This is a genomic window from Rhizobium skierniewicense Ch11, assembly GCF_023757665.1.
In the GTDB taxonomy this organism is placed as follows: domain Bacteria; phylum Pseudomonadota; class Alphaproteobacteria; order Rhizobiales; family Rhizobiaceae; genus Agrobacterium; species Agrobacterium skierniewicense.
Map to the genome: position 1 here is coordinate 51,876 of NZ_RXPG01000008.1, position 26,577 is coordinate 78,452.

Consider the following 26,577-nt stretch of genomic DNA (forward strand, 5'->3'; position numbering starts at 1 on the left):
ATTTAAATGGTTATTGCAATTATAGATAAACAAGTTATGGTTGCTCGGATTGGATGCTTCTCTTTTAAAGATCGTTCATTTTATCGGCTCTATCGAGGTCAACATGGTTGCGAATGCACACAACAACAGCCGTAGCGCGGCTGAACAAACAACGGATAACCTCGCCTATATCACGCAAATGCTCTCCGAGCTGCGTGTCGTTGCCGAACGCGAGGGCGCCGAGATGTTATGTTATCTTATCGAAATGGCTTATATTGAGGCCGGAGACATTCAGTCAGGCCGTCGCAAGCTTTCAGTCGGCCATGTCAAGCGAAACCCGCCCCGCGGAATGCCGGTTTAACCGTCCTGCGATGTCGAGTTCCAGCAGCACGAGATACACGGTCGAGGCGGGTAATCCCGTGTGGCGGATGATGTCGTCGGTTTCGACGGGGGATGGCCCAAGCGCCGAAGCAACAATGCTGCGGTCATCATCACGCGGTGGTGATACCTCCATGTCTTCGGAACTTTCCTTGGCGATGTGCTGAATGGGCAATGACGGCTCCATCAACGGTCGCAACGCGTCCAGAATATCAGCGGCTTCCGTTACCAGCATCGCGCCGTCCTTGATCAACCGGTTGGTGCCATGGCATCGCGCATCCAGTGGAGACCCCGGAACCGCAAACACCAATCGTCCAAATTCGCCAGCCAGCCTTGCCGTGATCAGAGAGCCTGAACGATCCGCTGCCTCCACGATCAGAACGCCCATGGAAACGCCCGCGATCAGCCGGTTACGGCGCGGAAAGTCGCGCGCGCGAGGCTCCCATCCGAACGGCATCTCGCTGATACTCGTCCCGTCATTGTCGTAGATCTCATCCAGCAGCCGTAGATTTTCAGGCGGGTAGGGCTTGTCCAGCCCGCCTGCCAGCATGGCAACGGTGCCGGTGGAAAGACTGGCCGTGTGGGCGGCCGCATCGATGCCTCGTGCAAGACCGGACGCGATGGTATAACCGGCCTGTCCGCATTGGCGCGCCAGCATGGCTGCAAATTTCGAGCCGTTGATGGAGGAATTGCGGGACCCTACGATCCCGATGGATGGACGCGTCGCGGTGCGGCCCGATCCCTTCATGGAAATGATCGGCGGTGCGCCGTCGATCTCGCGCAGTGCCGGCGGGTAATCCGGCTCGCCGATGCCCACGAACCGCGCGCCGAATTTGGTTGCCGCCTCGATTTCCCGTTCCACGTCCGCAACGGTTGCAATACGCGGGCTGCGTGCCGATCCGCCGCGTCGGGAAAGGTCGGGCAGGGCATCCAGCGCTCTTTCCGCGCTGCCGAAGTGATTGATCAGTTCGCGGAAGGTGACGGGGCCAATATTGTCGCTACGGATCAGCCGCAGCCAGGCAACCCTTTGCCGGTCATTGAGCACAATGCCACTCTTGGCTTCCCCGTCATGCGGCATGTTTCGCCCCCGTCAGGGCGAGAGGAATGGCCTCAGCCCTTTTTGCCGATCTTGCTTTCTGTACCCGCCAACAACCGCCTGATGTTTTCCCGGTGCATGTACCAGGAGATAACGCTGAGCAGCGTCACAAGCAGAGCCGTCTTCTCCGGTCCTACTATCCACAATGCAACCGGAATGACAAGCATTGCAACCAGCGCGGAAAGGGAAGAGTATTTCGTGAGGAAGGCGGTCGCGATCCAGACCGCCGCAAAGGCCAGCATCATCAGGGGCGCAGCGCCCAACAGCACACCGATATAAACCGCGACACCCTTGCCACCCTTGAAGCCGAGCCATACCGGAAACAGGTGTCCGAGAAACGCAAAGAACCCGGCGATCAGCGAGGCTTCGTATCCCCAGAGCGTGTGAGCAACCAAAACCGCAGCCGTTCCCTTCAAGGCATCCAGCAGCAATGTGGCCGCCGCCAGCTTCTTGTTGCCGGTGCGCAAGACATTGGTGGCACCAATATTGCCGGACCCGATTTGGCGAACATCGCCAAGGCCCGCGGCACGCGTCAGGATCAATCCGAACGGGATCGATCCCAGCAGATAGCCGATCAGGGCAGCAAGGGCGAGAAGCGCGGGCGCTGTCTGCCAGTCAGTCAATGCGGTCATTTGCTTGTCCCCTCAGTCCTGTCACGTCATTCTATCAGATGGAATACACCAGCTTGCCCGCAACATAGGTGGCTGTGGCGCGGCCGGTAAAGCGGGCGTCTTCGAATGGCGTGTTCTTGGACCTCGACACCAGATTTTTCTCAGACACTAGCCATGGCTCGTCCAGATCAACAAGCGTGATATCAGCCTTGGCACCCGGTTTCAGCGTGCCGGCATCCAGCCCGAAGATGTGCGCGGGACGGGTGGATAATGCATCGATCAGGCGCATCAACGGCACCTGATCACTGTGGTAGAGGCGAAGTGCCGCCGCCAGCATCGTTTCGAGACCGACCGCACCGCTCGCCGCATCGGAAAACGGCAGGCGCTTGGTGTCCACGTCCTGCGGGTCGTGCGAGGAGACGATGATGTCGATTGTGCCGTCCTTCAGCGCATCCACCATGGCCATGCGGTCATCTTCGGACCGCAGTGGCGGGGAGAGCTTGAAGAAGGTTCGGTACTCGCCGATATCGTTTTCGTTCAGCGTCAGGTGATTGATGGAAATACCGCAGGTGGCTTTCACGCCGCGCGCTTTCGCGTGGGCAATCGCCTCGGCCGATTCACGCACCGAAATCTTGGCGGCGTGGTAGTTGGCGCGGGTCAGCGCCGCAATGCGCAGGTCGCGCTCCAGCGGAATGATTTCGGCTTCTTTCGGAATACCCGATAGTCCAAGCCAGCTGGCAAACAGGCCCTCGTTCATGTCGCCATGGCCGATATACTGATCGCGGGTTTCCAGCGAAATCACCGCATCCAGCTCGCGGGCATAGGTCATGGCGCGGCGCAGGACAGCCGTATCCGACAACGCCTTGCGGCCATTCGTGAAGGCAACGGCACCCGCTTCCTTCAGCATGCCGAATTCCGTCATCTCATCGCCACGCAGACCTTTTGTCAGGGCCGCCGCCGGATAGATATTGACAAGCGCCTTGTCGCGCGCAGTCTTCCTCACGAACTCCACCAGCGCAATATCGTCGATGACGGGATCGGTGTCCGGCATCACGATCATGCTGGTCACGCCACCGGCGGCCGCGGCCCGTGACGCGGATTCGATCGTTTCGCGGTGTTCGGCGCCCGGTTCGCCAACGAACACGCGTGCGTCCACCAATCCCGGCGCGGCGACCAGCCCCTTGGCGTCACGCACCGTCGCGCCGTCAGGCGCGCCCTGGTTCTGCGCATCCCTGCCAGCGGCGAGGATGGTGCCGTCTGCACCGATGATGATGGTGCCGATCTCATCGAGATTGCGCGACGGATCGATAATGCGAACATTTTTGAGAACGGTGCCGGTGCTCATACGCGCTCTCCCTGATTCTGTGAAACGAGAAGGGTTTCCATAACGGCCATGCGAACGGCCACACCCATCTCCACCTGGCTCTCGATCACGCTCTGCGGGCCGTCAGCCACTTCCGAGGCGATTTCCACACCCCGGTTCATCGGGCCGGGGTGCATGACCAGCGCGTCTTCTTTCGCAGCCTTCAGCTTTTCCGCGTCCAACCCGTAATAATGGAAATACTCGCGCACCGAAGGCACAAACGAGCCTGACATGCGCTCGCGCTGCAAACGCAGCATCATCACCACATCTGCGCCTTTCAGTCCCTCTTTCATGTTATGGTACACTTCCACACTCATATCCGCGATGCCGGAGGGCAGCAGCGTTGGCGGGGCAACGACCCGGACCCGCGCGCCCATCTGGTTCAAAAGAATGATGTTGGAGCGCGCGACACGCGAATGCAGAACGTCACCGCAAATGGCGACTGTCATGCCAGACAGCGTGCCCTTGGCGCGGCGGATGGTCAGCGCGTCCAGCAGTGCCTGCGTCGGGTGTTCATGCTGGCCATCGCCGGCATTGACCACCGAGCAGGCCACTTTCTGCGCCAGAAGAGCGGCGGCGCCTGCCGAAGAATGGCGCACCACCAGCACGTCCGGCCGCATGGCGTTGAGCGTCATGGCGGTATCGATCAGCGTTTCACCTTTTTTGACCGATGAATTGCCCACCGACATGTTCATCACGTCGGCACCCAGCCGTTTTCCGGCAAGCTCGAAGGATGATTGCGTGCGCGTCGAGGCTTCGAAGAACAGGTTGATCTGTGTCAGCCCACGCAGTGTCGAGGTCTTCTTTTCGCGCTGTCGGCTGATTTTCACCGCCTCGTCGGCCTTGTCGAGAAGAGTGGTGATATCCTGATGGGAAAGCCCCTTGATGCCAAGCAGGTGGCGGTGAGGAAAATAGACCATGGAAAATGTCCTCCGGGTCGTAAGAGAGCACGTGGCAAGGCTCTGGCTTTAGTCACCGGGTCTATAAAGACAGGTGGCTTTGTCGGCAAGCATGCGATAAGCCGTGCCAGACCTAATACATGCAATAAAATGCGAATCCCGATATAGCCACGCGATGACGAATATGAACCGGACAGAAGAACAGCTTGCCGATTTGAACCAGCCCAGCCTCTGGTCCGGCATCAATGCCTATCGCTCAGACCCGTTGATCGTGGATTTGACCTCCAGTCTGTCTCGTCCGCTGCGCGATGAGTTTGACCAGATCGGACGCTATGTGACATCGGTGGAGGCGCAGGAACTGGCGCGCATGGCCAATGTCAGCGCGCCGAAACTGCACACCCATGGTCCACGCGGAGAGCGGCTGGATCAGGTCGAGTTTCACCCCGCCTGGCACGCGCTGATGCGCCGGTCCATGTCGTCAGGCCTCCACAGCGGTGCGTGGGAAAATACGCCTGAGACGCGCGGCAACGAGCACAAGGCCCGCGCCACGAAACTCTATCTCACGTCGCAGCTCGAAGCTGGGCATCTGTGCCCGCTGACCATGACGCATGCGTCCGTTGCCGCGATGATGACATCGCCGCGCGTGCAGCAGGAATGGGCGCCGAAAATCCTGTCGCGCAAATATGATTCCTCGCAGAAACCTGCCATGCAGAAGACCGCCGTGACCATCGGCATGGGCATGACGGAAAAGCAGGGCGGCACGGATGTGCGTGCCAATCGCACCACGGCGGAACGGGTGGGCGAAGGCATCTATCGCCTGTCCGGCCACAAGTGGTTCCTGTCCGCGCCCATGAGCGACGGTTTCGTCATGCTGGCGCAGATGGGAGATGGCATGGGCTGCTTCTTGGTGCCGCGCTTTCTGGAGGACGGGTCCGCGAACGGGCTGCATTTCCAGCGTCTGAAGGACAAGCTCGGCAATCGCTCCAACGCATCAGCGGAGGTCGAATTTACCGATGCTTTCGGCTATCTGCTGGGCGAACCCGGTGCCGGCGTCCGCACCATTCTTGATATGGTTACCCTGACGCGACTGGACTGCGCACTGTCCTCGTCGGGCATGATGCGTGCATCGCTTGCGGAAGCGGTGCACTTTGCCCGTGGTCGCAACGTGTTCGGCAAACCGCTGGTAACCCAGCCGATCATGACCCGCGTTCTGGCCGATATGGCGCTGGACGTTGCCGCCGCGACCGCGCTGTCTTTCCGCCTTGCCTCAGCCTTTGATAGCGCCCGCAACAACCCCGCAGAAGCAGCCTACGCCCGCGTCATGACGCCCATCGTCAAATACTGGTGCTGCAAGATCGCGCCCGCCTTGATCTATGAAGCGATGGAAAGCCTTGGCGGCAACGGCTATGTCGAAGACCGTCCGATTGCCCGCCATTACCGCGAAGCGCCCGTGAATGCCATCTGGGAAGGCTCCGGCAACGTCATGGCGCTGGATGTGCTGCGCGTTCTCCAGCGCGGCAAGGACCTGTTCGATCTCGTCTTCGAAACGCTGGAGCGTGATCTCGGTCCATCCGGCAAGAAAACCACCGACGTCCTGCGCGCCGCAATCGCGCTTTGCGAGCGCGACGAAGGTGCCGCCCGCATGCTGGTCGAACAATTCGCGCTGGCCGCCGCCGCCGCCGAACTCTGCCGCATCGGGGCAGGCCGCATCGCCGATGCGTTTCTGGAAACACGCCTGGCCGGTGGTTTCCGCCACACTTACGGCATGCTGGATAGCCGCTTCGACCCGACCTATATTATCGATTTGCTGTATCCGCCTGCGGCGTAGCACCCTGAAACTCTGTCTAAGCGTTCGTTTATGTTCGGCTTATTTTCGCTGATCCCGCCGCCAGAAATGGTGCGAATGCGAGACGAATTTCTTCAAGAAATGCGTCGCTAAATCTGCCGATTGCATCCCGCCGGACGTCGAAGTGGTAAGATCGTTCGATGATATCGTAATTGCATTCGCTTACGGTTATCCAGCCGCGCTCGTACCGCGTCAATTTGGCGCGGCGCAGCTCGAGTGCAGGTATTTCTATTGCTTTCTGGTCGTCATGTGGAGGCTTGGAAGATATGGGTAGCAAAAGAATATGAGTGAGGCCTTGCTTGTCTTTGACCGCAAGGATCATGCACACGGGACGGTCTTTCTCGCCATGGTCGCGATGTGGACTTATCTCCTTCTGCCATCGCCACAGGTAGGGATAGGCGACGATGTCACCACGTTTGAACTTCTCACTCATCGCGTGAAGCCTGATATTCCCTGGAGTCTTCTTCAAGTTGCTCTCTGAAAATAGAGGCAATGTCGTCTGGCATTTCCCCGACACCGTATGCCGTACGTAAATCGTTGTTTCCGGTCATTTTCTCGAAAAGTTCGACGGGCAAAACGACGACGGAGGGACGGCCATGTTTTGTTAGTGTGATTGGTTCTTTCTGGGCCTCATCATGGTATCGTCCAAAATGACGCATGAATTCTGCCGTGGATATGGATTTACGTGTCATCGACAGTCTCCCGGTTGATTTTCTGTATAATACAGAAAACGCGGAAATTCTCAACCACCGTAACGGTGTGAGCATATGAGATCCTCATCCACAAGAACCTCCATTTCCAAAGCTGCCCTGCATTGCCGTGAAACTAACCCTCTGGTAGCCCGGTTATAGACTTCACCACACGGAGAATCGCCCGCCTATGCTGGCCACCGATGGCACTGCTGCCCAGACTGTTCCCGAAAAACGTATCAAGGATCGTGCCGCGACTGAGCGTGCAATCTTCGATGCTGCCAAAACGCTTCTGGCGGAAGAAGGGTTTCAGGGCTTCGGCATCAATGCGGTAGCGCGGCGGGCAGGGTGTGACAAGCAGCTGATCTACCGTTACTTCGGCGGTCTGGAAGGTCTGGTTGCCGCCATCGGCGAAGACCTCGGCTCATGGGTAAAGGATCGTATTCCCGAAGATACAGGTGGCATGTTTCTGCTCACCTATGGCGATCTCATGGAAAAGCTCGCGCTCTACTACATCGAGGCGTTGCGCAACGATCCGCTCGTCTGCAAGATCATCGCCTGGGAGGTTTCGGAAAACACCCCGCAGGTCAAGCAACTGGCGGATGCCCGTGCCAAGGCGCTGGCCACATGGATCGAGCGGATGCGCGGCTCGCTCCAAGCGCCGAAGGGCATCGATACTGCTTCCGTGAATGCCGTTATCTTCGCCGCTATCCAACACCTGGTCATCTCATCGGTCATATCAGGACAGTTCGCTGGCGTTGCGCTGAAAACGCCCAAAGATTGGGACAAAATCGGGACGGCCGTGAAGCGGATCGTCCGCGGCGTTTACAGCTGATTCATTGGGTTTGGCTTTATCATCATCATGATTGGCGCTGTTTGCCCTGCTCGAACGTTAACACCTCGAGCCGCACTCTTATCCACAGCGCCAAGGCTTCCGTTAACCATAATCGAAATTTTTATTTGCCCGTCAGCGGAGACGGGATCATTGTATTCATAAATTGTTAACCATACGCCTGTGGGCGTGTGAAAAGGAACCGCCGTGCCCCGATGGATATCCTTGATCGTCATGATGACGTTCTTTGCCATGCTGCCGTTGGACATTGATGTCCCGACGGTGAACCTGTGTCTGATGGCATGCCTGCGTTGGGCGATCATTGCCGCCGTGCCGGATACCTTCTCCTTGAGAGGCCAGACCGTATGAAGTGGTTTCTGATTTTGTGGGCGGGGCCTGTTGCGTTTTTGGGTGCGTGGTACTTCCTGTCCTATTACGACATGAGCTTCGGCTTCTTTATGCTCACCCGTGAAAGCCACGATCTTGTCTTCCAGATTTACGGCAACGTGCTGGGTATCGCGCCGGAAACCATACCGCCGCTGGTGGCGCGCGCCATCGCGTTTGATAGTCTGATCGTGTTTGCGATCCTTGCTTACCGCAAGAGGAAGACGATTGCCGCCTGGTGGCGCAACCGTCAGTCGTCGAGAGCGGTCGCAGCCCTTCCCAGCGCGGACAGCCTGTCCAGCGCCCCCTGAAGAATGAAACTGGCGGCTGCCGAGTCGATTCGTTGCGCCCGCTTGGCACGCGAAACATCCATTTCCAGAAGCGCACGCTCTGCGGCGACAGTGGAAAGCCTCTCATCCCAATAAACAAAGGGCAGCTCGGTCTTGTCGCTCATTGCGCGGACGAAAGCGCGCGTTGCCTGAACGCGTGGCCCGGCTGAACCGTCCATATTGGTCGGCAGACCAATGACGAATGCGGCCACTTTTTCCTTGGCGGCAAAATCGAGCAGGACGTGCGCGTCGGCGGTGAATTTCACACGCTTCAATACGGGGCGAGGGGTCGCAAAACGTCGCGAGAGATCCGACATGGCAAGACCGATGGTCTTCGTGCCGAGATCGAGCCCGGCAATGGCCTGTCCCGTCTGCAAAAAGTCCGCCAGTTCTTCGATGGTCAGCGTCGCCATGGTGTCGTTCTCAGCGTTTGCGGACGAATTCTGTGCGCAGCACGAGACCCTTGATGGCGTCGTGCCTGCAATCTATTTCGTCCGGATTGTCCGTCAGGCGGATGGACTTGATGACGGTACCCTGCTTCAACGTTGTCCCGGCGCCCTTGACCTTCAAATCCTTGATCAGGGAAACGGAATCGCCATCTGCGAGAATGTTGCCTGCGGCGTCACGCACTTCGGTGGACTTTGCCGCCTGTGCTGTAATTTCGCCGGCAGGGCGCCATTCACCGGTCGCCTCGTCATAGACATATTCGTCACTATCTGTCGTCATCTTCGCAATCCGAAAAGGTTGGGCCATCCCAAGATAAGGCCCGTCCTATGTCACACTCTACCGGCAATACAAAGGAGAACTTCCATGAAACTCACCTGGCTTGGCCATTCCGCATTCCGCCTCGAAACCGGCAAAGCAAAAATTTTGATCGACCCGTTTTTTACCGGCAATCCGTCTTTCGCCGGCCAGGACGCCAAGGATGTCGCCGCTGGCATTAGCCATATTCTGCTGACCCACGGCCACGGCGATCATGTGGGCGATACCGTGCAATTGGCGAAAGATACTGGCGCAACCGTGCTGGCCAATGCTGATCTCGCCGCGTGGCTCGGCTCCAAGGGCGTGTCGAAACTGGAAATGGGAAATACCGGTGGCACCGTGGCGTTCGATGGCTTTTCCGCCACGTTCACCAACGCGCTGCACTCGTCCGCACAGATCACCGAAGACGGCGTCAGCCATGCGCTGGGCAACGCCAATGGCCTGATGCTGCATTTTGAAGACGGCCCCACTGTCTATCACATGGGTGATACGGATATCTTCTCGGACATGGCGCTGATCAACGAATTGCACGAGCCAGATATCGGCCTGGTCCCGATCGGCGACCGCTTCACGATGGGCGGCGCGGTCGCGGCTCTGGCCTGCCAGCGATTCTTCAAGTTCCGCAACGTCATTCCCTGCCACTACGGTTCCTTCCCGATCATCGACCAGACACCGGAAAAATTCCTGACCGGCATGGATGGCTCCCCGACCCGCGTCGATGCGCAAGGCGTTGGTCAGACCCTGACGTTCTGATGTGAAAGCCCGACAGGTGAGGCCTGTCGGGCTTTTTGTGTTGCGATAGCCTCAGGCGATCTTCGGCTCGACACGCCCCGTCTGCACCATTCGGGATGGAGCAGACGATACACCGTTCAACGCGTTCCGCCACTCGCTTAACGCCGCGACGCGCCGCGTGTGGCGCGGGTAGAGCGAGACGATGTTGAGGAAGAAGCCGGCAATGGACGGCACCATTCTGTCCTGCTCTTCAAAAGCATTGGGATTCATCTGCGCGTTCAGCTTGGCACTGCCACAGGCCAGCATCTGGAGGGCGGTGCGCGATGACGTCAGATTGCCGGAGACGACGAGGCCAACACGGTCGCAGGTCAGTTCACGAGCGCGGGAATAGGCCTGGCCTAGAAATGGAACGATCAGGCCGGGCAGGCGCAGGAAGTTCCACGGCTCGTCCAGATGTCCCGCAACATGGTGGCCGAGTTCGTGACCGATCACGAATTTCACCTGCTCCTCATCGTCGGAATCGATCAGAGCCGATGTCAGCCAGATGTAGCGGGTGCGACCGACAAGCGTCAGCGCCATGGCATTCATGACGCCGCTGGAGTTGTAAACGAACGCCTTGGGCGTTTCTTTGAGCCCCAGCTTCTGCGCACCTTCGGCTACCATCTTGTGAAGGTGCGGAAATTGCTGTTCGCCGACCATGACATAGTGGCCGATCATATAGGCGCGCACCAGCGACCTGGCGACGTAAGAGAAAAACCAGATGATGAGAATATAGAACAGGAAAACAAAGAGGATCCCGATGCTCTCCGTTGTTGCGACATAGAGGATGCCAGAGGCAATCCCCATCCACACCAGCGTGCCGATCAGCAGAGTGAGAAAACCGCGCATCTTTTCTTTCGGATGGCGCACCTTGGACATGTCGAAATTCATATTGTACCCCCGTGAAACAGCATGATCGCGAAGCGTGTCGGCTTGAAAAGACGAGTCCCCACCCGCTTCCTGCTGCAAATGACCTGTTAATGTGAAATGAGGCGATGCATCCCCGCGCGAAAACTCGCGTTTTGATAATAAGTTCCCGCATGAGGCGAATATTATTTCTGATCTTGTTTCGGTGCCCGATGATGGTTGCGAACTGCGGGCGCGGTCATTATAGCGAATAGGAAAATTCTTGACTGGAGTAGAACCATGTCCGTCGATCTTGCCACCGTGAAGCGCGTTGCGCGCCTAGCCCGAATTGCCGTCAGCGAAGATGAGGCCGAGAAGATGCTTGGCGAGTTGAATGGCATTCTTGGTTTCGTAGAGCAGCTTTCGGAAGTGAATGTCGACGGTGTGGAGCCGATGACGTCAGTAACGCCGGTCGCCATGAAGAAGCGCACCGACGTGGTGAGCGATGGTAACAAGGCTGATGATATCGTTGCCAACGCGCCCAATACCGACCGCAATTTCTTCCTCGTTCCGAAAGTGGTCGAATAGGCTGAACAAGCCTGCTCCCATGTGCCTGCTCCCATGTGCCCGATCTAAAAGTTTTTGAAAGCCGTTGCCGATATGACCGACCTCTTAAGCCTGACCATTGCCGAAGCGCGCGAGAAGCTGAAGGCCAAGGACTTCACCGCCGTCGAACTGACGGATGCCTATCTGTCGGCCGTCGATGCCGCCAACCAGCAGCTGAACGCCTATGTCGCGGTTACCCACGACGAGGCGCGCGAGATGGCCCGGGCTTCCGATGAGAAACTGGCCTCTGGCAATGCCGGTGTTCTCGAAGGCATTCCACTGGGTGTGAAGGATCTGTTCGCCACGCGTGGCATTCACACGCAGGCCTGCAGCCATGTTCTGGATGGTTTCAAGCCGGAATACGAATCCACCGTGACGCAGAACCTGTGGGACGCGGGTGCCGTCATGCTGGGCAAGCTCAACATGGATGAGTTCGCCATGGGCTCGTCCAATGAAAGCTCCTATTACGGACCGGTCGTCAACCCTTGGCGCGCCAACGGTTCCGACAAGAACCTCGTGCCAGGCGGCTCGTCGGGCGGCTCGGCAGCAGCCGTCGCAGCCCACCTGTGCGCCGGTGCGACCGCCACCGATACGGGCGGCTCCATTCGCCAGCCCGCAGCCTTCACCGGCACTGTTGGCATCAAGCCAACCTACGGCCGCGTCTCGCGCTGGGGTATCGCGGCTTACGCGTCTTCGCTCGATCAGGCTGGCCCCATCGCCCGTGACGTTCGCGATGCCGCCATTCTCCTGAAATCCATGGCCAGCGTCGATGCCAAGGACACCACCTCCGTCGATCTGCCGGTGCCGGATTACGAACAGGCGATCGGCCAGTCGCTCAAGGGCCTCAAGATCGGTATTCCCAAGGAATATCGCGTCGAAGGCATGCCGGAAGAGATTGAAAAGCTGTGGGCACAGGGCATCGCATGGCTGAAGGACGCCGGTGCCGAAATCGTGGACATTTCGCTTCCGCACACCAAATATGCGCTTCCTGCCTATTATATCGTGGCACCCGCCGAAGCATCGTCCAACCTTGCCCGTTATGATGGTGTTCGCTATGGCCTGCGCGTCGATGGCAAGGACATTGCCGACATGTACGAAAAGACCCGCGCTGCCGGTTTCGGCTCCGAAGTCAAGCGCCGCATCATGGTTGGCACCTATGTGCTCTCAGCCGGTTACTACGATGCCTATTACCTGAAGGCCCAAAAGGTCCGCACGCTCATCAAGCACGATTTTGAGACCGTCTTCCATGAGGGCGTCGATGCGGTTCTGGCCCCGATCACGCCATCCTCGGCGTTCGAAATTGGCGACAAGGAGCTGGCTGCAGATCCGGTCAAGATGTACCTCCAGGACGTCTTCACCATCACCGTCAATATGGCTGGCCTGCCCGCCATGTCGGTTCCCGCCGGTCTCGACGGCAAAGGCCTGCCGCTCGGCCTTCAGCTCATCGGCAAGCCTTTCGAGGAAGAGACCCTGTTCAAGACGGCCTATGCGATTGAACAGGCTGCGGGCAAGTTCACGCCTGCGAAGTGGTGGTGAGCGGACTTAAAATTCGAGCCATGACAGAGGCCGATCGCACAGCGGTCGGCCTCATTGGTTTCGCCGCCTGGCAATCCAGCAGTGCCTTTGAAGATAGCTATCTCGATCCTGTGGTGATTGAGCGCGTGCGTCGTGAATTCGAAAGCTTTGCCGCAGAAACCCAATGCGATATCGCTATTGCCGACATTGATGGCGCGATAGCCGGATGGGGTGCCCGTGCGGGTGACCCCGACTACATTTCCGACATCTGGATCTCCCCTGAATTTCAGGGCCGGGGCATTGGCCGTCTGTTGGTGGAGCATTTCCTCGACCAGATGCGAAACTCGGGAACTCCCATTGCCAAGATTGCGACCCATGCCCGGAACGTGAACGCCATCAGGCTTTATGAGCGTTGCGATTTCGCGGTGGTGTGGCAAGGCACACAGTGGTCTGAGACTATGCAGGTGAATCTGCAAAAGGTTCGGCTGGAGCGCGTTTTGTGAGGGGTGTTAGCGCAGATATTGAGTGTTTGCCTGTGTGTCTTACCCCCTCTGTCCTGCCGGACATCTCCCCCACAGGTGGGGAGATAGACCAGTCGCGACCTCTCGCCCGTATCAAAGGCTTCGAATAGGTCGAGGAGCAAGCGTCTAGCCGATCTCCCTCCTTGTGGGGGAGATGTCCGGCAGGACAGAGGGGGGGGGGAAGCGCCACCCATAAACCGCAATCTGTTCTCCCGCAAAAAATAAAAATGTTTTTTCTCCACACCACCAAAACCCATGCCTACACTTCACCTGCGTCACAACTGCACTGTATCGCGAGACAGTGCAGGTGAGGGCGTGGGGAGCGTTGGCATCTACCCGGAACGTGCGGGTGGAGGGTGATGCTGCCAGGACGACAGGCCCGATGGTCGCCATTCCGATTCCCTGAGAGGTTAGGAATGGCGGCGAAAGGCTTTGGATGAGCATGCGAGGCGACGCCGGGACCCATCGTGGCTTGGCTGAACCTTACTCCTCACCGGCGGGTACGCCTGCCCGCCGGTGAGGAGCATAGAGTGAACCTGAAATGCCAGAGGCCACGCAAATGCGCAGCCAGAGACGATACCATACCAGAGACAAAGCCGCATTTGCGTGTGCTCTCCGGGTCGAATGCAACAACACGGGCGTCGCCACGCTTGCGTGAACGCCTGCGCATGTTTACCGGATTTATGATCATCGAAAGCTTTGCAAACAGGGGGCTTGTGGTGATACGCTCAGCCAAATTTACCAAGCGACGGGAGGCGTGGCCGTGAAGACGACGATATTATTCAAGGATGATCATTTCGTTCGGCCTGAAACGGGACGACGGCAGCGCAGGACGGGCGCAAATGACAATTTTCCCTGTCTGGAATTCGAAATGGAAGGGCAGGAGCGGGACTGGCGGGCTCTGTGTCTCATTGGCACGATTGTCTGTGCTTTTGCCGCCTTCATTTTTCTGCCGCTGTGGTAAGCCGGAAAGACGGTCACATTTGTGCTTGAAAAAGCCCGGTTGGGCCTTTAGCCCCTAAGCGGACAATCTGGCTGTATGGGTAAGCGCACGCATGGCGATGAATGAAGCGGTCGATACTGTGCCGAGAGCCTTTCTCGGCGTGGATCGGTCGGCAACGGAGCAGAAGTGGATGTCGCGGCTGGATCAGGCCGGGCAGAACCGCGCCCTGGCCATGTCGCAGGTTCATGGCATTCCTGAACTGGTGGCCCGTGTTCTTGCAGGCCGTGGTGTTGGTGTGGATGATGCGCTCGCGTTCCTCGACCCCACCATCCGCTCGCTGATGCCAGATCCGTTGACGCTGACGGATTGCGGGAAGGCATCGGAACGTATTGCTGACGCCATCAAGCGTAACGAGAAGGTCGCGATCTTCGGCGACTACGACGTCGATGGTGCTTCCTCCTCGGCGCTGATGTATCGTTTCCTGCACCATTTCGGGCTGGAGCCGGAAATCTATATTCCGGACCGTATTTTCGAAGGTTACGGCCCCAACCCCGCGGCGATGCAGCAACTGGCCGCCAATGGCGCAACGCTCATCATCACCGTCGATTGCGGCTCTACCAGCCACGAATCGCTGGCGGCGGCACGAGACGCCAAAACCGATGTCGTCGTCATCGACCATCACCAGGTTGGCACGGAACTTCCGATAGCTGTTGCGCTGGTCAATCCGAACCGGGAGGATGATCTGTCGGGGCAGGGGCATCTTTGCGCCGCAGGTGTCGTGTTTCTCGTGCTGGTCGCCACGCTACGGGTCCTGAAGGACCAACGCGACAGCCGGGCCTACACGCTCGACCTGCTCGCACTCCTCGACATTGTCGCATTGGCAACCGTCTGCGATGTCGTGCCGCTCAAGGGGCTGAATCGAGCCTACGTGGTCAAGGGGCTGATCGCAGCCCGTCATATGAACAATGTGGGGCTGGCCGCCCTGTTCAAGAAGGCCGGTCTCGGCGGACCGGTAACGCCCTATCATTTCGGCTTCCTCGTCGGCCCGCGTATCAACGCCGGTGGACGTATCGGCGACGCCGCTCTCGGCAGTCGTCTTCTGACGCTGGATGATGCGTCCCAAGCCGAGGTCATCGCCGAGAGACTGGATGAGTTGAACCGCGAACGACAGGCCATGGAAGCTGTCATGTTGGCCGAAGCGGAAGCTGAGGCTCTGTATGAATATGGTGATGGCACCGGCGCTGGCGTCATCGTCACGGCGCGCGAAAACTGGCACCCCGGGATCGTCGGTCTTCTCGCGTCACGTCTCAAGGATCGCTTCCGTCGTCCGGCCTTTGCCATCGCTTTTGATTCGCAGGGCAAGGGGTCGGGATCCGGCCGTTCGATCAACGGTTTCGATATGGGACGAATGGTGCGCAATGCCGTGGATGCAGGCCTGCTGGTCAAAGGTGGCGGGCACGCCATGGCAGCCGGGTTGACCGTGGAGCGCGCCAATCTCGGTCGTCTGCGAACCTTCTTTGAGGAAGCTGCCCAGAAAACGGTTTTTCAGCTGGTGGAAAACAGCGTGCTCAAAATCGACGGCGCAATCGGCGCGTCCGGGGCAACGATTTCGCTTGTGGAACAGATGGAGCAGGCTGGCCCCTACGGGTCTGGCCATTCGCAACCCATCTTTGCGGTGCCGGCCCACCGCCTGCGCGATGTTCGCATCGTCGGCACCTCACACGTCAAGATCACGCTGGAGGCTATGGATGGCTCGCGGCTGGATGGTATCGCTTTCCGCGCCGCCGATGCACCCTTGGGACAGATGCTCATGAATGCCCGCGGCCGTCAGATCCATGTGGCGGGTACCTTGGGAGCGGATCAATGGCAGGGTCAGAAGCGGGTTCAGCTCCGCGTGCTGGACGCAGCCATCGCGCCATAGTGCCAATGGGTGGAGATAGGCTCACGCGTCCGTTCAACAAAGGCCTGTAGCACACTGATATATTGGGGAGAGTGGTACGCCCTAGGGGAGTCGAACCCCTCTTTTCAGAATGAAAATCTGACGTCCTAACCGATAGACGAAGGGCGCATACCTTGTGTGGCGCCCTTATAGTCAGGCACCTTCAGGTCCGCAAGCACCTAATTCCATTTTTCTGCGTTTCTCAGGTATTTTTTCTGGTGCGGTGTCGGGGGTGTAAATAGCGCCGGCCCAGGTGGCCAATCCAACCTATCAAGCGAATTTCAAACGTACTTTTTTCGCGAGATGACATATGCGCTTGATGCTTCGGGAGGGGGAAGCGTGGAGTTTAGGACGGGATCAGGGGGCGTCCCGTTTGTCCTAAACCCCACGCTTCATCGGGGGACGCTGGATAAACGGATCACCTCGGAACTGGTTCCGAAGGCTTTTAGAAAAATGACAAAAGGTATTCTTCAAACAAAACCGCCTGCGGACATGTGTCGCAGGCGGTCTTTCAAACTGGGGTTTCGCTGGTCTGTGATTACAGATCGACGTCCAGAATGGCCATGGAGAAATTGTAGGAACGGTCGCCGTCTTCATCATCGATATAGACGACACCCAGAAATTCTTCGCCGGCATAGACTTCCGCCGAATCGTCCTTGCGGGGGCGGGCCTTGACGACCAACGTTTCGTTGAAGGTGCGCTTGAAATAGGCGTCGAGCTTTTTGATTTCCTCGGCTTTCACCAGTCTTCTCCTGTACGGTTCACGTTGCGCAGCTTTTGGCATGGCTTGAAGGCGAAAGTAAAGTCAAAGAGGCAAATGGTTCGGCGGCAGGCAGGCGACCGCAGCCGGTCTTCACACCTCAGATATCGGCGCCGATGATCTGGTCCATGATCCGCGAAGGTTCGTTACATCCGCCGTCTCCCACCACGCGCGCTGGCACGCCAGCGACCGTCGCATTCGGTGGTACGGGTTTCAGCACGACTGAGCCTGCGGCGATCCTGGAGCAACTGCCGATCTCGATGTTGCCGAGGATTTTCGCACCAGCGCCGATCAACACACCGCTGCGGATTTTCGGATGGCGGTCAGCGCCCTCCTTGCCGGTACCACCCAGGGTGACGCCGTGAAGAATGGAGACGTTATCGCCGACGATGGCGGTTTCACCGACGACGAGACCGGTCGCATGGTCGAGGAACAAACCCTTTCCAAGGCGCGCTGCCGGGTTGATATCCGTCTGGAAAACGCTCGATGAACGGCTTTGAAGATAGAGCGCAAAGTCGCGCCGCCCCTTGTTCCATAGCCAGTGGGCGAGGCGGTGGGTCTGGATAGCCTGAAAACCCTTGAAATACAGCACGGGTTCGATGAAGCGTGTGCAGGCGGGGTCACGATCATACACCGCTTGAATGTCGACGCGCAGAATGGATCCCCATTCCGGCCAGTCCTCAAGCATTTCCTCAAAGGTCTGGCGAAGAAGGACCGCCTGCATATCCGGGTGGTCGAGAAGTTCGCAAATGCGGTAGGCAACGCAGGCTTCGAGCGAATGGTGGTTGAGGATGGTGGTGTAGAAAAAGGCAGACAGCAGCGGGTCTTGCGATGCCGCTGCACGGGCCTCATTCTGCAGACTTCCCCAGATGGGATCCACAACGGAAAGCTGATCCTGCTGGCGTGCCTCGGTGCGTGCGACCATAACGGGCCTCCCTCGAATTCGTACCGTTCTTATACAGAAAAAACTGTCGCCTAGAAATGGTGATTTAACAACGCGGTTAAAGACGCGACAGGATCAGTTTTTCTGACAGCATTTTGGAAAATGATTCTTCCGAGTTTCGCTAGGCATCCATCTCTCGGTAAAACTCCAGAACGGCTGCCTTGAACACCCGGTCACCCACCGCCAACATGTGGTCACGGCCGGGAATGTCGATGGCCCTGGCACGTGGCATCAACTGCGCCAGTTCTTCGCCAGAACCTGCAATATCGTCTTTGGTGCCCACCGCGATCAGTGTCGGGATATCGATTTTTGCGGCCTCTTCACGCGTTACCAGGACACGGGAGGTTTCGATGCAGGCAGCAAGGGCGATACGGTCGCTTTTGGTCTGGTCCGCAAAAGTGCGGAACATACGGCCACGCTCGTGGGTGACGACATCCAGCGAGGGCGCGCGAAGGGCGTCTGCAATGGGGTCCCAATCGCCCACACCGTCCACCATGCCGATACCAAGGCCGCCGAACACCAGCGAGCGGACCCGCTCGGGATGGGCCATGGCGACGAAGGCGGAGATGCGCGCACCCATGGAATACCCCATGATATGGGCCTGCGGTATGCCGAGGTGGTCGAGCAGGCCAATCGCGTCGTCAGCCATGACGGCCGGATAATAGGCGTCCGCATCGTGCGGTTTGTCGCTGGTGCCATGGCCTCGATTGTCTATCGCGATCACGCGATAACCGGCGTCGCCCAGTGTCTTTACCCAGCCGGGATGTACCCAGTTGACAGCTGCACTCGAGGCGAAGCCATGGATCAGAAGGACCGGCTTTCCCGTGGGGTCACCATCATCGAAATAGGAGAGTTGCAGACCGTTACGGACAAAGGAGGAATAGTTTGGCACGTTGAGATTCATAAAGGGCATCCTTTTTGGGGGCAGCATATGTCAGGAAATCGCAGTGTTGAACATATTCTGCGATGATTTCTGTGGAGGTTCAGCGTATTTGACGCTACATATCCGCCAAACGTGAGCTTTCGCTCACTCGTGAAATTGCAGTTGGAGACGACCATGGCCGGGCATACCATTCCTCACTTCCAGAACGATGGCGGACACGCCGTGATCGAAATCGGCGTCAAGGAATTCATGTGCACCGGCGCGTCCGTGCCGTTCGATCATCCCCATATCTTCATCGATATGGGCGACGATAACGAAAAGGTCTGTTCCTACTGTTCGACGCTGTATCGCTACAACCCGTCGGTCAAGGCAACCCAGACCAACCCTCCCGGCTGCGTCTTCCACGTCAACGCAGCGTAAAATCCTGCCAGACCGGGGCTGTCCATGCCCGTAAAATCCGTCGCGATCATCGGTGCCGGTATTGCCGGTCTGACCGCAGCCCTGTCGTTTGCCCGGCAGGGCGTTCGTTGCGATATCATCGAACGTGCGTCGCGGCTGGAAGAGGTCGGGGCAGGCCTTCAGATATCGCCCAATGCCGCCCGCATTCTCGCTGAACTCAGCGTGTTGCCGCAAATCGAGCAAAGCTGGATCGAGCCTGAGACGGTCGATCTGACCTCCGGCCTTTCGCTGAAACGTTTGGTTTCGCTGCCCATGCGGCAGGTGGCGCGAACCCGCTGGAATGCACCCTATGGCGTCCTGCACCGGGCGACGCTGCAACGGGCGCTTCTTGCCACGGTTCAGCAACATCCGCTCTGCACACTCCACCTCGGCATAGAGTTGCAGGACGTTAGCAAGAGCGAAATCGCGGCGAAGATTTTCCGGGAACCCGACCTGATGATCGGTGCCGACGGCGTCTGGTCCCGCACGCGAAATGCCGTGCAGGCAAGCCCGGTCGCAACATTCTCCGGCAATGTTGCCTGGCGCTTCACGGTGGAGAAAGGTGATGCGCCGGCCTTTCTCAAAAGCCGGTCGGTAACGGCGTTTCTTGGTCCGTCGGCGCATCTGGTTGCCTATCCGCTCGCCGAGACGGGTGGCTTCAATGTGGTGGCCATTGCTGCCGGTACCAATCCGGGCGCCACATGGGAAGCGCCAGCGCAGGACAAGCAGCAGATGCTGTTGATGAAGCAGTTCGACCGCTGGAACAGCGCATTCGTGCCGATGTTCGACAGAGTTTCCAAGCCGACATTCTGGCCGCTGTTTCAGGCAGGGAAAGGCGATTGGCACAATGGCGCTGATACGGTGCTGATCGGCGATGCCGCCCACGCCATGATGCCGTTTGCCGCACAGGGTGCGGCGATGGCGATTGAAGATGCCTTCGAACTCGCCACGTTTGTGAACCGCGACGTGAGTTTGCCGGACGCTCTGTCGCAGTTCCAGGCACATCGCATTCCGCGCATCGACAAGGCGCGTAAACGGGCGGCGCTGAACAGGTTTGCCTATCACGCAGCCGGTCCGTTGCGGCTGGGCCGTGATATGCTGTTGTCGATGAGGCCGCCAGACGCGTTTCTGGCGGATTTCGACTGGCTGTATGGTTACAGGGCAGAGGGGCTTTAAGCCGCTGCCGCCGCCGCAAATCCGGCTTCCAGATCGCGCTTGATGTCGGCCACGTCCTCAAGGCCGATTTGCAGGCGGATCACGGGGCCTTCCGTCGGCCCATGGGCGATCGTGCGGTCTCGCAGCGAAACCGGAACAGCCAGCGATTCGTAGCCCCCCCAGGAAAAGCCGAGGCCGAAGATGGAGAGCGCATCCAGGAAGGCATGAGATTTTTCGGTGAAGCGACCTTCGTCTGCTTTCAGGACGAAGGAAAACACGCCGCTTGCACCCTTGAAATCCCGTTTCCACAACGCGTGGGTTGGAAAGCTTGGCAAGGCGGGGTGCAGAACACGCGCAACGTCGCTGCGGCTTTCGAGCCATTGCGCGATCTTCAGCGCACTCTTGCCGTGATGCTCCAGACGAATGCCCATCGTGCGCAGGCCGCGCAGCACCTGGTAGGCGTCGTCAGAGGTAACGCAGAGACCGATATCGGTGTTGGCGTCGTAGAGCTTTTTCCAGTGCTTTTCATTGGATGATACGAAGCCCATCAGGACATCCGAATGCCCGGCCGGATATTTCGTGGCCGCGTGAATGGAGACATCCACTCCATGTTCCAGTGGCTTGAAATAAAGCGGCGTCGCCCAGGTGTTGTCCATGGTCACAACGCAATCGTGCCGATGGGCGATGCCCGACATCAGCGCCACGTCCTGCATTTCGAATGTGTTGGACCCAGGCGCTTCAAGATGGAGCAGGCGGGTGTTGGGGCGGATCAACGCTTCGATGCCTGCGCCAATGGCGGGATCGTAATATTCGACCTCGACGCCAAACTGCTTGAGCATCTTGTTGCAAAAGCGACGGGTCGGATAGTAGACGGAATCGACGATCAGCGCGTGGTCGCCCGCCGACAGATAGGCCATGAATGGAATGGTGACGGCGGCGAGGCCCGACGGAAGAAGGATCGTACCCGCCGAGCCCTCCAGCACATTGATCATGTTGCACAGCGCATCCGTTGTCGGTGTACCATGGGTGCCATAGGTGTATGTCTGATCTTCCGAAACGAGCGTTTTTGCATCGGGGAAAAGCACGGTTGAGCCGCGCACGATTGGCGGGTTGACGAAGCCGTGGTAATCGCCCGGATCGTTGCCCAGATGAGCAAGCCGCGTGTTGGTGCCAGCCGCACCTAAAAACCCGTCTCTGTCTTTCATGCTTCCATATCTTTCGTTTTATTGAGGGCTGAAAATGGTCTTCAAACAGCGCTGCGGTCAAGACTTCGTCATCTCAAATAATTTGCAATCAGCTTTTGGCGGTAGGAGAGCAACAATAGCGCCCGGGATGCGCTCAGACCCGCACGTTCCGGACGGATTGTGGCAATACACTGAAAAATTCAGTCTACCTGCCTGACAGGATGAGCAGTTTTTAGCCTTTTTTCGCATAATAAATAGACATATGCCCATTAAAACGACGACTTTTGAAAAATTCCGTTTTTTGGACACAATTCTTGCGGGCGAGACTTGACCGTGACGGCAATTGCGATTGTGATAGAAGCGCGCACCGGGAGGTGAGGCGGGGAGCTGGTCCGTAACGTGACGAGATGCGGCGACTTCTTTAAACGACGAATAAGAAACAAAGGTTGGGAAAAATGAAAAAGGCACTTCTGACAGCCGCCATTGGCGCAGCGATTTTAGGAGCTGCATCGGCTGCATCTGCCGCCACGCTCGCAGACGTCAAGGCAAAGGGTTTCGTCACATGCGGCGTGAGCTCCGGTATTCCAGGCTTCTCGAACCCTGACGACAAGGGTGAATGGTCGGGTATCGACGTTGATTACTGCCGCGGTATCGCAGCTGCTGTCTTCGGCGACCCGTCCAAGTCCAAGTATGTCGCGCTGTCCTCCAAAGACCGTTTCCCTGCGCTTCAGTCCGGCGAAGTCGACGTTCTGACACGTAACACCACATGGACCGTCAGCCGCGACACCTCGCTCGGCTTCAACTTCCGCACCGTCAACTACTATGACGGCCAGGGCTTCATCGTGAAGAAGAGCCTCAACGTGAAATCGGCTCTCGAGCTGTCCGGCGCGGCCGTCTGCGTTCAGCAGGGCACGACGACCGAGCTCAACCTTGCCGACTACTTCAAGATCAACAACCTTCAGTACAACCCGGTCGTGTTCGAAAAGGAATCCGATGCGACATCCGCTTACGATAGCGGCCGTTGCGACGTCTACACCACCGACCAGTCGGGCCTCTATGCCATCCGCCTGAAGATGAAGGCGCCGGACGAGAACGTCGTTCTGCCGGAAGTCATCTCCAAGGAGCCGCTTGGACCTGCCGTTCGCCAGGGTGACGACCAGTGGTTCGACATCGTCAGCTGGGTTCACTACGCGATGGTCAACGCCGAAGAACTGGGCGTGACTTCCAAGAACGTGGATGAGCAGAAGAACGCAAACAACCCTGACCTGAAGCGTATGCTCGGCACGGAAGAGGGCACCAAGATCGGTACCGATCTCGGCCTGACCAACGAGTGGGCATACAACATCATCAAGATGGTCGGTAACTACGGCGAAGTCTTCGATCGCAACGTCGGTGCCGGTTCGCCGCTCAAGATCGAACGCGGCCAGAACGCATTGTGGACAAAGGGCGGCCTGCAGTACGCGCCTCCAATCCGTTAATCGTCAAGACGGCCAGCTTTATGCGGGAGGCGGGGCCAACGCTCTGCCTCCTTAATCATACAAGAAGCTCGCAAAGAGCACATAGAGGGAAAGGTGCCGATGGCAGGCAAAGCGCTCCACCCGGAGTCGTCCAGCTCAAAAAGCGCGACATCCATCATCAATGATCCGCGTATGCGCGGGATATTCTATCAAGTTGTCACCCTGATCATTCTGGCATTTTTCGTCTGGATCATCACAAGCAACACCATTCATAATCTTCAACGCTCCAATATTTCATCGGGCTTCGGTTTTCTCAACGGCAGAGCCGGCTTCGACATCGGCCAGACGCTGATCGATTACAACAACGACAACACATTCGGTCGCGCGTTCCTTGTCGGATTGATGAACACGTTGCAGGTGGCCATTCTCGGCATCATCACGGCCTCGATCATCGGTTTCATCGTCGGTATCGCCCGACTGTCGAAAAACTGGCTGATCTCGAAGCTGGCGCAGGCCTATGTCGAAATCTTCCGCAACCTGCCGCCGCTGCTCGTGATCTTCTTCTGGTACAAGGGTGTCATCACCATCCTGCCGCAGGCGCGCGACTCGGTTGAGATGCCGCTCGGAACCTTCCTCAACAATCGTGGCTTCTTCTATCCGCGTCAGATTTGGGGCGAGGGCGCTTGGATGATCCCGGTTGCCTTCCTCGCTGGCGTCGTCATCACCTACTTCGTCTATCGCTGGGCCAAGGCTCGGCAGATGCGAACCGGTCAGCCCTTCCGCACGGGCATATTCGGTACAGCCATCATCATCGGCCTGCCGCTGGTGACGTTCCTGGCGATTGGCGCGCCGCTGACGTTCGACTATCCGATTGCCGGTCGCTTCAACCTGACTGGTGGCGCGGTTGTCGCGCCTGAGTTCCTGTCGCTCTATCTGGCCCTTTCGTTCTACACGGCCTCCTTCATTGCCGAAATCGTCCGCGGTGGTATCAAGGCCGTGGCGAAGGGACAGACGGAAGCAGCCAGTGCGCTCGGCATGCGAGGCAACAACATCACACGTCTCATCGTCGTGCCGCAGGCCATGCGCATCATCATTCCGCCGCTGACGAGCCAGTATCTCAACCTCACCAAGAATTCATCGCTGGCTGTTGCCGTCGGCTTTTCGGATCTCGTGGCGGTTGGCGGTACCATCCTCAACCAGACAGGGCAGGCCGTCGAGGTCGTGGCCATCTGGCTTGCGGTTTACCTGACATTGTCGCTCACGACCGCGCTGATCATGAACTGGTTCAACGCGAAAATGGCGCTGGTGGAGAGATGACCATGACAACCAAACAGATCTCCTATGTCCGGGCCGACATGGTGCCGCAGGCACCCGCTCCTTCCAGCCAGGTCGGAATTTCGCACTGGCTGCGCACCAAGCTGTTCGCCACACCCAAGGACGCCATCTTCACGGTGCTGGCAATCGCATTCCTGGCCTACATCATACCACCGCTGGTGCAATGGCTGTTCATACATGCCGCATGGACCGGTACGGACCGCACCGCCTGCCTGACGGCCAGCCAGGGGGGCGCTCTGCCCGACGGGCAGTCCGGCGCATGCTGGGCCTTCGTGAATGCGAAGTTCGAACAGTTCATGTTCGGGCGTTACCCGCTTGCCGAACGCTGGCGCCCGCTTCTGGTTCTGGTCGCCTTCGTCGTGCTGCTCGTTCCGATGCTGATCCCCAAGGCGCCACAGAAGTCGTTGAACGCACTTTTGCTGTTCATCGTGCTGCCGTTCATATCCTTCTTCCTGCTGGTCGGCGGTTATTTCGGCCTGCCACGGGTTGAGACGCAGCTCTGGGGCGGGCTGATGGTGACGCTGATCCTGTCGTTCTTCGGGATCACCGTGTCTCTGCCACTTGGCATTTTGCTCGCGCTCGGGCGTCGTTCAACGATGCCGGTTATCAAGACGCTGTGCACAATCTTCATCGAAGTCATCAGAGGCATTCCGCTGATCACAGTGCTGTTCTTCGCCAGCATCATGTTGCCGCTGTTCCTGCCCGATGGCTGGACCTTCGACAAGTTCCTGCGTGCTCTCGTTGGTGTGTCGCTGTTTGCCTCCGCCTATATGGCCGAGGTCATTCGTGGTGGCCTGCAGGCCATTCCAAAGGGGCAGTACGAGGGTGCCGATTCGCTTGGCTTGAACTACTGGCAGAAGACCCGGCTTATCATTCTGCCGCAGGCGCTCAAGCTCGTCATCCCCGGTATCGTCAACACCTTTATCGGGCTGTTCAAGGATACCTCGCTCGTGTCGATCATCGGCATGTTCGACCTTCTCGGCATCGTCAATCTTAATCAGTCGGATGCGAACTGGGCGACACCTGTCACGCCTGTGACCGGTTACATCTTCGCTGGCTTCATCTTCTGGATATTCTGCTTCGGCATGTCGCGCTACTCGCTGTTCATGGAGCGGCACCTCGACACCGGACATAAAAAGTAAGGGAAAACATCATGGCAGAAAATCAAGCAAAGACGCTGGCTGTTTCAACGACCGACACTGCAATCGAAATCGTCGGCATGAACAAGTGGTACGGCGATTTTCACGTGTTGCGCGATATCAACCTCAAAGTCATGAAGGGTGAGCGTATCGTCGTTGCGGGTCCTTCGGGATCGGGAAAATCGACAATGATCCGCTGCATCAACCGTCTTGAAGAACATCAGTCGGGCAGCATTCACGTCGATGGCATCGAACTGACCAACGACCTGAAGAAGATCGATGAAGTGCGCCGGGAAGTCGGCATGGTGTTCCAGCACTTCAACCTCTTCCCGCACCTGACCATTCTGGAAAACTGCACGCTGGCACCAATCTGGGTTCGCAAGACACCCAAGAAGGAAGCCGAGGAAATCGCGATGCATTACCTGAAGCGCGTCAAGATTCCCGAGCAGGCCAACAAGTATCCCGGCCAGTTGTCCGGCGGCCAGCAACAGCGCGTGGCGATTGCCCGCTCGCTGTGCATGAAGCCCAAGATCATGCTGTTCGATGAGCCGACGTCGGCGCTCGACCCTGAAATGGTCAAGGAAGTTCTGGATACGATGGTTGGCCTTGCCGAAGACGGTATGACCATGATCTGCGTGACCCATGAAATGGGCTTCGCGCGTCAGGTCGCCAATCGCGTCATCTTCATGGACCAGGGCCAGATCGTCGAGCAGAACTCGCCGGCCGAATTCTTCGACAATCCGCAGCACGAGCGCACCAAGCTGTTCCTCAGCCAGATTCTGCACTAGCAGTTGGCTGGTGTGCCGGGCAGAAAAGCGCGGCTGCAAGGCGCAAGATTCCAAAAACCCGCCGGTGTTATCGGCGGGTCAGACTGCTGACAAACCCCTGGTCACATCGGGGGGTTATGATTCATTGGGACATGTTGAAGAAACCTGCTCCCGAACAGACGGCTCTCGAGATGGTAACGCTCGACA

At 58.1% G+C, this 26,577-nt stretch carries 30 protein-coding genes and 1 tRNA gene; 16 read left to right on the forward strand and 15 right to left on the reverse strand.

Annotation, left to right across the window (positions count from 1 at the left end):
- The first annotated feature begins 103 nt into the window (after positions 1-103).
- Positions 104-340 carry a hypothetical protein gene (locus EKM04_RS08215; RefSeq protein ID WP_174152801.1) on the forward strand — a complete coding sequence of 79 codons (237 nt, stop codon included), beginning with the start codon at positions 104-106 and terminating at the stop codon, positions 338-340.
- Here EKM04_RS08215 and dprA read toward each other — a convergent pair.
- The 4 genes from dprA to EKM04_RS08235 are packed head-to-tail and all read right to left on the reverse strand — an operon-like array spanning position 293 to position 4,347.
- Positions 293-1,435 carry a DNA-processing protein DprA gene (gene dprA / locus EKM04_RS08220; protein ID WP_183897703.1) on the reverse strand — a complete coding sequence of 381 codons (1,143 nt, stop codon included), beginning with the start codon at positions 1,433-1,435 and terminating at the stop codon, positions 293-295. The genes EKM04_RS08215 and dprA overlap by 48 nt on opposite strands.
- Before the next feature lie 32 nt (positions 1,436-1,467).
- The gene (gene plsY / locus EKM04_RS08225) at positions 1,468-2,085 is read right to left on the reverse strand and encodes a glycerol-3-phosphate 1-O-acyltransferase PlsY (protein WP_183897704.1); all 618 of its coding nucleotides are present in this window, start codon (positions 2,083-2,085) and stop codon (positions 1,468-1,470) included.
- 34 nt (positions 2,086-2,119) lie between these two features.
- Positions 2,120-3,409, reverse strand: coding sequence for a dihydroorotase (locus tag EKM04_RS08230; protein WP_183897705.1), 1,290 nt, complete (start codon positions 3,407-3,409; stop codon positions 2,120-2,122).
- Positions 3,406-4,347 (reverse strand): aspartate carbamoyltransferase catalytic subunit, encoded by a 942-nt coding sequence (locus tag EKM04_RS08235; protein WP_183897706.1) that lies wholly within the window; start codon positions 4,345-4,347, stop codon positions 3,406-3,408. The genes EKM04_RS08230 and EKM04_RS08235 overlap by 4 nt, the downstream gene beginning before the upstream one ends.
- A gap of 154 nt (positions 4,348-4,501) precedes the next feature.
- Here EKM04_RS08235 and EKM04_RS08240 point away from each other — a divergent pair, with 154 nt between their 5' ends.
- On the forward strand, positions 4,502-6,154 hold the full coding sequence (locus tag EKM04_RS08240; protein WP_183897707.1) for an acyl-CoA dehydrogenase family protein: 1,653 nt from the start codon (positions 4,502-4,504) through the stop codon (positions 6,152-6,154).
- 28 nt (positions 6,155-6,182) lie between these two features.
- Here the strand turns inward: EKM04_RS08240 and EKM04_RS08245 are convergent, their stop codons facing one another.
- Together EKM04_RS08245 and EKM04_RS08250 are read right to left on the reverse strand one after the other, a co-directional pair.
- Entirely contained in the window at positions 6,183-6,605 is a 423-nt protein-coding gene (locus EKM04_RS08245; RefSeq protein WP_183897708.1) for a hypothetical protein, read from the reverse strand.
- Entirely contained in the window at positions 6,598-6,864 is a 267-nt protein-coding gene (locus EKM04_RS08250) for a type II toxin-antitoxin system prevent-host-death family antitoxin (RefSeq protein WP_174152752.1), read from the reverse strand. The genes EKM04_RS08245 and EKM04_RS08250 overlap by 8 nt, the downstream gene beginning before the upstream one ends.
- Positions 6,865-7,051: 187 nt before the next feature.
- Between EKM04_RS08250 and EKM04_RS08255 the strand changes: the two genes are divergently transcribed.
- Positions 7,052-7,696 carry a TetR/AcrR family transcriptional regulator gene (locus EKM04_RS08255; protein ID WP_183897709.1) on the forward strand — a complete coding sequence of 215 codons (645 nt, stop codon included), beginning with the start codon at positions 7,052-7,054 and terminating at the stop codon, positions 7,694-7,696.
- Here EKM04_RS08255 and EKM04_RS08260 read toward each other — a convergent pair.
- Complete coding sequence (locus EKM04_RS08260; protein WP_252094049.1) at positions 7,687-7,962, reverse strand: hypothetical protein; 276 nt, start codon at positions 7,960-7,962, stop codon at positions 7,687-7,689. The two genes, EKM04_RS08255 and EKM04_RS08260, sit on opposite strands and share 10 nt — an antisense overlap.
- Before the next feature lie 96 nt (positions 7,963-8,058).
- Here EKM04_RS08260 and EKM04_RS08265 point away from each other — a divergent pair, with 96 nt between their 5' ends.
- Positions 8,059-8,388, forward strand: a complete 330-nt coding sequence (locus tag EKM04_RS08265) for a DUF6105 family protein (protein ID WP_174152755.1) — start codon at positions 8,059-8,061, stop codon at positions 8,386-8,388.
- On the opposite strand, the gene ruvX is transcribed toward EKM04_RS08265, so the two are convergent.
- Both ruvX and EKM04_RS08275 read right to left on the reverse strand, forming a co-directional pair.
- Entirely contained in the window at positions 8,328-8,819 is a 492-nt protein-coding gene (gene ruvX / locus EKM04_RS08270) for a Holliday junction resolvase RuvX (protein ID WP_183897711.1), read from the reverse strand. The two genes, EKM04_RS08265 and ruvX, sit on opposite strands and share 61 nt — an antisense overlap.
- 10 nt (positions 8,820-8,829) lie before the next feature.
- The gene (locus EKM04_RS08275; RefSeq protein WP_183897712.1) at positions 8,830-9,132 is read right to left on the reverse strand and encodes an alkylphosphonate utilization protein; all 303 of its coding nucleotides are present in this window, start codon (positions 9,130-9,132) and stop codon (positions 8,830-8,832) included.
- Between the two features lie 84 nt (positions 9,133-9,216).
- Between EKM04_RS08275 and EKM04_RS08280 the strand changes: the two genes are divergently transcribed.
- Entirely contained in the window at positions 9,217-9,921 is a 705-nt protein-coding gene (locus EKM04_RS08280) for a metal-dependent hydrolase (RefSeq protein WP_183897713.1), read from the forward strand.
- Between the two features lie 51 nt (positions 9,922-9,972).
- Here EKM04_RS08280 and EKM04_RS08285 read toward each other — a convergent pair whose 3' ends face one another.
- Positions 9,973-10,830 carry a M48 family metallopeptidase gene (locus EKM04_RS08285; RefSeq protein WP_183897714.1) on the reverse strand — a complete coding sequence of 286 codons (858 nt, stop codon included), beginning with the start codon at positions 10,828-10,830 and terminating at the stop codon, positions 9,973-9,975.
- A gap of 255 nt (positions 10,831-11,085) precedes the next feature.
- Between EKM04_RS08285 and gatC the strand changes: the two genes are divergently transcribed.
- The 5 genes from gatC to recJ all read left to right on the forward strand — a co-directional run bounded on the left by gatC (position 11,086) and on the right by recJ (position 16,291).
- Positions 11,086-11,373 carry an Asp-tRNA(Asn)/Glu-tRNA(Gln) amidotransferase subunit GatC gene (gene gatC, locus EKM04_RS08290; RefSeq protein WP_174152760.1) on the forward strand — a complete coding sequence of 96 codons (288 nt, stop codon included), beginning with the start codon at positions 11,086-11,088 and terminating at the stop codon, positions 11,371-11,373.
- Positions 11,374-11,445: 72 nt separating this feature from the next.
- On the forward strand, positions 11,446-12,927 hold the full coding sequence (gene gatA, locus EKM04_RS08295) for an Asp-tRNA(Asn)/Glu-tRNA(Gln) amidotransferase subunit GatA (RefSeq protein WP_183897715.1): 1,482 nt from the start codon (positions 11,446-11,448) through the stop codon (positions 12,925-12,927).
- Positions 12,924-13,409 (forward strand): GNAT family N-acetyltransferase, encoded by a 486-nt coding sequence (locus EKM04_RS08300; RefSeq protein WP_327786370.1) that lies wholly within the window; start codon positions 12,924-12,926, stop codon positions 13,407-13,409. Before gatA ends, EKM04_RS08300 begins: the two co-directional genes overlap by 4 nt.
- 781 nt (positions 13,410-14,190) lie before the next feature.
- Positions 14,191-14,391, forward strand: a complete 201-nt coding sequence (locus tag EKM04_RS08305; RefSeq protein ID WP_183897717.1) for a hypothetical protein — start codon at positions 14,191-14,193, stop codon at positions 14,389-14,391.
- A 97-nt stretch (positions 14,392-14,488) separates the two neighbouring features.
- Complete coding sequence (gene recJ, locus EKM04_RS08310; RefSeq protein WP_183897726.1) at positions 14,489-16,291, forward strand: single-stranded-DNA-specific exonuclease RecJ; 1,803 nt, start codon at positions 14,489-14,491, stop codon at positions 16,289-16,291.
- 72 nt (positions 16,292-16,363) lie between these two features.
- Here recJ and EKM04_RS08315 read toward each other — a convergent pair.
- The 4 genes from EKM04_RS08315 to EKM04_RS08330 all read right to left on the reverse strand — a co-directional run bounded on the left by EKM04_RS08315 (position 16,364) and on the right by EKM04_RS08330 (position 18,916).
- Positions 16,364-16,438, reverse strand: a tRNA-Glu gene (locus EKM04_RS08315).
- A gap of 409 nt (positions 16,439-16,847) precedes the next feature.
- Complete coding sequence (locus EKM04_RS08320; RefSeq protein ID WP_174152761.1) at positions 16,848-17,051, reverse strand: DUF3126 family protein; 204 nt, start codon at positions 17,049-17,051, stop codon at positions 16,848-16,850.
- 118 nt (positions 17,052-17,169) lie between these two features.
- A complete protein-coding gene (gene cysE / locus EKM04_RS08325; RefSeq protein ID WP_174152762.1) occupies positions 17,170-17,994 on the reverse strand; it encodes a serine O-acetyltransferase in 825 nt (274 codons plus the stop codon).
- 139 nt (positions 17,995-18,133) lie between these two features.
- Positions 18,134-18,916 (reverse strand): alpha/beta fold hydrolase, encoded by a 783-nt coding sequence (locus EKM04_RS08330; RefSeq protein WP_183897718.1) that lies wholly within the window; start codon positions 18,914-18,916, stop codon positions 18,134-18,136.
- A 153-nt stretch (positions 18,917-19,069) separates the two neighbouring features.
- On the opposite strand from EKM04_RS08330, the gene EKM04_RS08335 reads away from it, so the two are divergent.
- Together EKM04_RS08335 and EKM04_RS08340 are read left to right on the forward strand one after the other, a co-directional pair.
- A complete protein-coding gene (locus EKM04_RS08335; protein ID WP_045230645.1) occupies positions 19,070-19,315 on the forward strand; it encodes a zinc-finger domain-containing protein in 246 nt (81 codons plus the stop codon).
- A gap of 24 nt (positions 19,316-19,339) precedes the next feature.
- Positions 19,340-20,509 (forward strand): FAD-dependent monooxygenase, encoded by a 1,170-nt coding sequence (locus EKM04_RS08340; RefSeq protein WP_183897719.1) that lies wholly within the window; start codon positions 19,340-19,342, stop codon positions 20,507-20,509.
- On the opposite strand, the gene EKM04_RS08345 is transcribed toward EKM04_RS08340, so the two are convergent.
- Positions 20,506-21,693 carry a cystathionine beta-lyase gene (locus EKM04_RS08345; protein ID WP_183897720.1) on the reverse strand — a complete coding sequence of 396 codons (1,188 nt, stop codon included), beginning with the start codon at positions 21,691-21,693 and terminating at the stop codon, positions 20,506-20,508. The genes EKM04_RS08340 and EKM04_RS08345 overlap by 4 nt on opposite strands.
- Before the next feature lie 434 nt (positions 21,694-22,127).
- On the opposite strand from EKM04_RS08345, the gene EKM04_RS08350 reads away from it, so the two are divergent.
- The 4 genes from EKM04_RS08350 (at position 22,128) to EKM04_RS08365 (ending at position 26,391) form a co-directional block, all read left to right on the forward strand.
- Complete coding sequence (locus EKM04_RS08350) at positions 22,128-23,150, forward strand: amino acid ABC transporter substrate-binding protein (RefSeq protein ID WP_183897721.1); 1,023 nt, start codon at positions 22,128-22,130, stop codon at positions 23,148-23,150.
- 99 nt (positions 23,151-23,249) lie between these two features.
- Positions 23,250-24,446 (forward strand): amino acid ABC transporter permease, encoded by a 1,197-nt coding sequence (locus EKM04_RS08355; protein WP_183897722.1) that lies wholly within the window; start codon positions 23,250-23,252, stop codon positions 24,444-24,446.
- Between the two features lie 2 nt (positions 24,447-24,448).
- Complete coding sequence (locus EKM04_RS08360; RefSeq protein WP_183897723.1) at positions 24,449-25,606, forward strand: amino acid ABC transporter permease; 1,158 nt, start codon at positions 24,449-24,451, stop codon at positions 25,604-25,606.
- 11 nt (positions 25,607-25,617) lie between these two features.
- Positions 25,618-26,391: an amino acid ABC transporter ATP-binding protein gene (locus EKM04_RS08365; RefSeq protein WP_174153258.1), complete on the forward strand. Its 774-nt coding sequence runs from the start codon at positions 25,618-25,620 to the stop codon at positions 26,389-26,391.
- Positions 26,392-26,577: the final 186 nt, after the last annotated feature.

Bases quoted from the DNA above. Each gene is read 5' to 3' on its own strand.
- EKM04_RS08215 (WP_174152801.1), top strand. From the start codon at position 104: ATGGTTGCGAATGCACACAACAACAGCCGTAGCGCGGCTGAACAAACA.
- dprA (WP_183897703.1), bottom strand. From the start codon at position 1,435: ATGCCGCATGACGGGGAAGCCAAGAGTGGCATTGTGCTCAATGACCGG.
- plsY (WP_183897704.1), bottom strand. From the start codon at position 2,085: ATGACCGCATTGACTGACTGGCAGACAGCGCCCGCGCTTCTCGCCCTT.
- EKM04_RS08230 (WP_183897705.1), bottom strand. From the start codon at position 3,409: ATGAGCACCGGCACCGTTCTCAAAAATGTTCGCATTATCGATCCGTCG.
- EKM04_RS08235 (WP_183897706.1), bottom strand. From the start codon at position 4,347: ATGGTCTATTTTCCTCACCGCCACCTGCTTGGCATCAAGGGGCTTTCC.
- EKM04_RS08240 (WP_183897707.1), top strand. From the start codon at position 4,502: ATGACGAATATGAACCGGACAGAAGAACAGCTTGCCGATTTGAACCAG.
- EKM04_RS08245 (WP_183897708.1), bottom strand. From the start codon at position 6,605: ATGAGTGAGAAGTTCAAACGTGGTGACATCGTCGCCTATCCCTACCTG.
- EKM04_RS08250 (WP_174152752.1), bottom strand. From the start codon at position 6,864: ATGACACGTAAATCCATATCCACGGCAGAATTCATGCGTCATTTTGGA.
- EKM04_RS08255 (WP_183897709.1), top strand. From the start codon at position 7,052: ATGCTGGCCACCGATGGCACTGCTGCCCAGACTGTTCCCGAAAAACGT.
- EKM04_RS08260 (WP_252094049.1), bottom strand. From the start codon at position 7,962: ATGTCCAACGGCAGCATGGCAAAGAACGTCATCATGACGATCAAGGAT.
- EKM04_RS08265 (WP_174152755.1), top strand. From the start codon at position 8,059: ATGAAGTGGTTTCTGATTTTGTGGGCGGGGCCTGTTGCGTTTTTGGGT.
- ruvX (WP_183897711.1), bottom strand. From the start codon at position 8,819: ATGGCGACGCTGACCATCGAAGAACTGGCGGACTTTTTGCAGACGGGA.
- EKM04_RS08275 (WP_183897712.1), bottom strand. From the start codon at position 9,132: ATGACGACAGATAGTGACGAATATGTCTATGACGAGGCGACCGGTGAA.
- EKM04_RS08280 (WP_183897713.1), top strand. From the start codon at position 9,217: ATGAAACTCACCTGGCTTGGCCATTCCGCATTCCGCCTCGAAACCGGC.
- EKM04_RS08285 (WP_183897714.1), bottom strand. From the start codon at position 10,830: ATGAATTTCGACATGTCCAAGGTGCGCCATCCGAAAGAAAAGATGCGC.
- gatC (WP_174152760.1), top strand. From the start codon at position 11,086: ATGTCCGTCGATCTTGCCACCGTGAAGCGCGTTGCGCGCCTAGCCCGA.
- gatA (WP_183897715.1), top strand. From the start codon at position 11,446: ATGACCGACCTCTTAAGCCTGACCATTGCCGAAGCGCGCGAGAAGCTG.
- recJ (WP_183897726.1), top strand. From the start codon at position 14,489: ATGAATGAAGCGGTCGATACTGTGCCGAGAGCCTTTCTCGGCGTGGAT.
- cysE (WP_174152762.1), bottom strand. From the start codon at position 17,994: ATGGTCGCACGCACCGAGGCACGCCAGCAGGATCAGCTTTCCGTTGTG.
- EKM04_RS08330 (WP_183897718.1), bottom strand. From the start codon at position 18,916: ATGAATCTCAACGTGCCAAACTATTCCTCCTTTGTCCGTAACGGTCTG.
- EKM04_RS08335 (WP_045230645.1), top strand. From the start codon at position 19,070: ATGGCCGGGCATACCATTCCTCACTTCCAGAACGATGGCGGACACGCC.
- EKM04_RS08340 (WP_183897719.1), top strand. From the start codon at position 19,340: ATGCCCGTAAAATCCGTCGCGATCATCGGTGCCGGTATTGCCGGTCTG.
- EKM04_RS08345 (WP_183897720.1), bottom strand. From the start codon at position 21,693: ATGAAAGACAGAGACGGGTTTTTAGGTGCGGCTGGCACCAACACGCGG.
- EKM04_RS08350 (WP_183897721.1), top strand. From the start codon at position 22,128: ATGAAAAAGGCACTTCTGACAGCCGCCATTGGCGCAGCGATTTTAGGA.
- EKM04_RS08355 (WP_183897722.1), top strand. From the start codon at position 23,250: ATGGCAGGCAAAGCGCTCCACCCGGAGTCGTCCAGCTCAAAAAGCGCG.
- EKM04_RS08360 (WP_183897723.1), top strand. From the start codon at position 24,449: ATGACAACCAAACAGATCTCCTATGTCCGGGCCGACATGGTGCCGCAG.
- EKM04_RS08365 (WP_174153258.1), top strand. From the start codon at position 25,618: ATGGCAGAAAATCAAGCAAAGACGCTGGCTGTTTCAACGACCGACACT.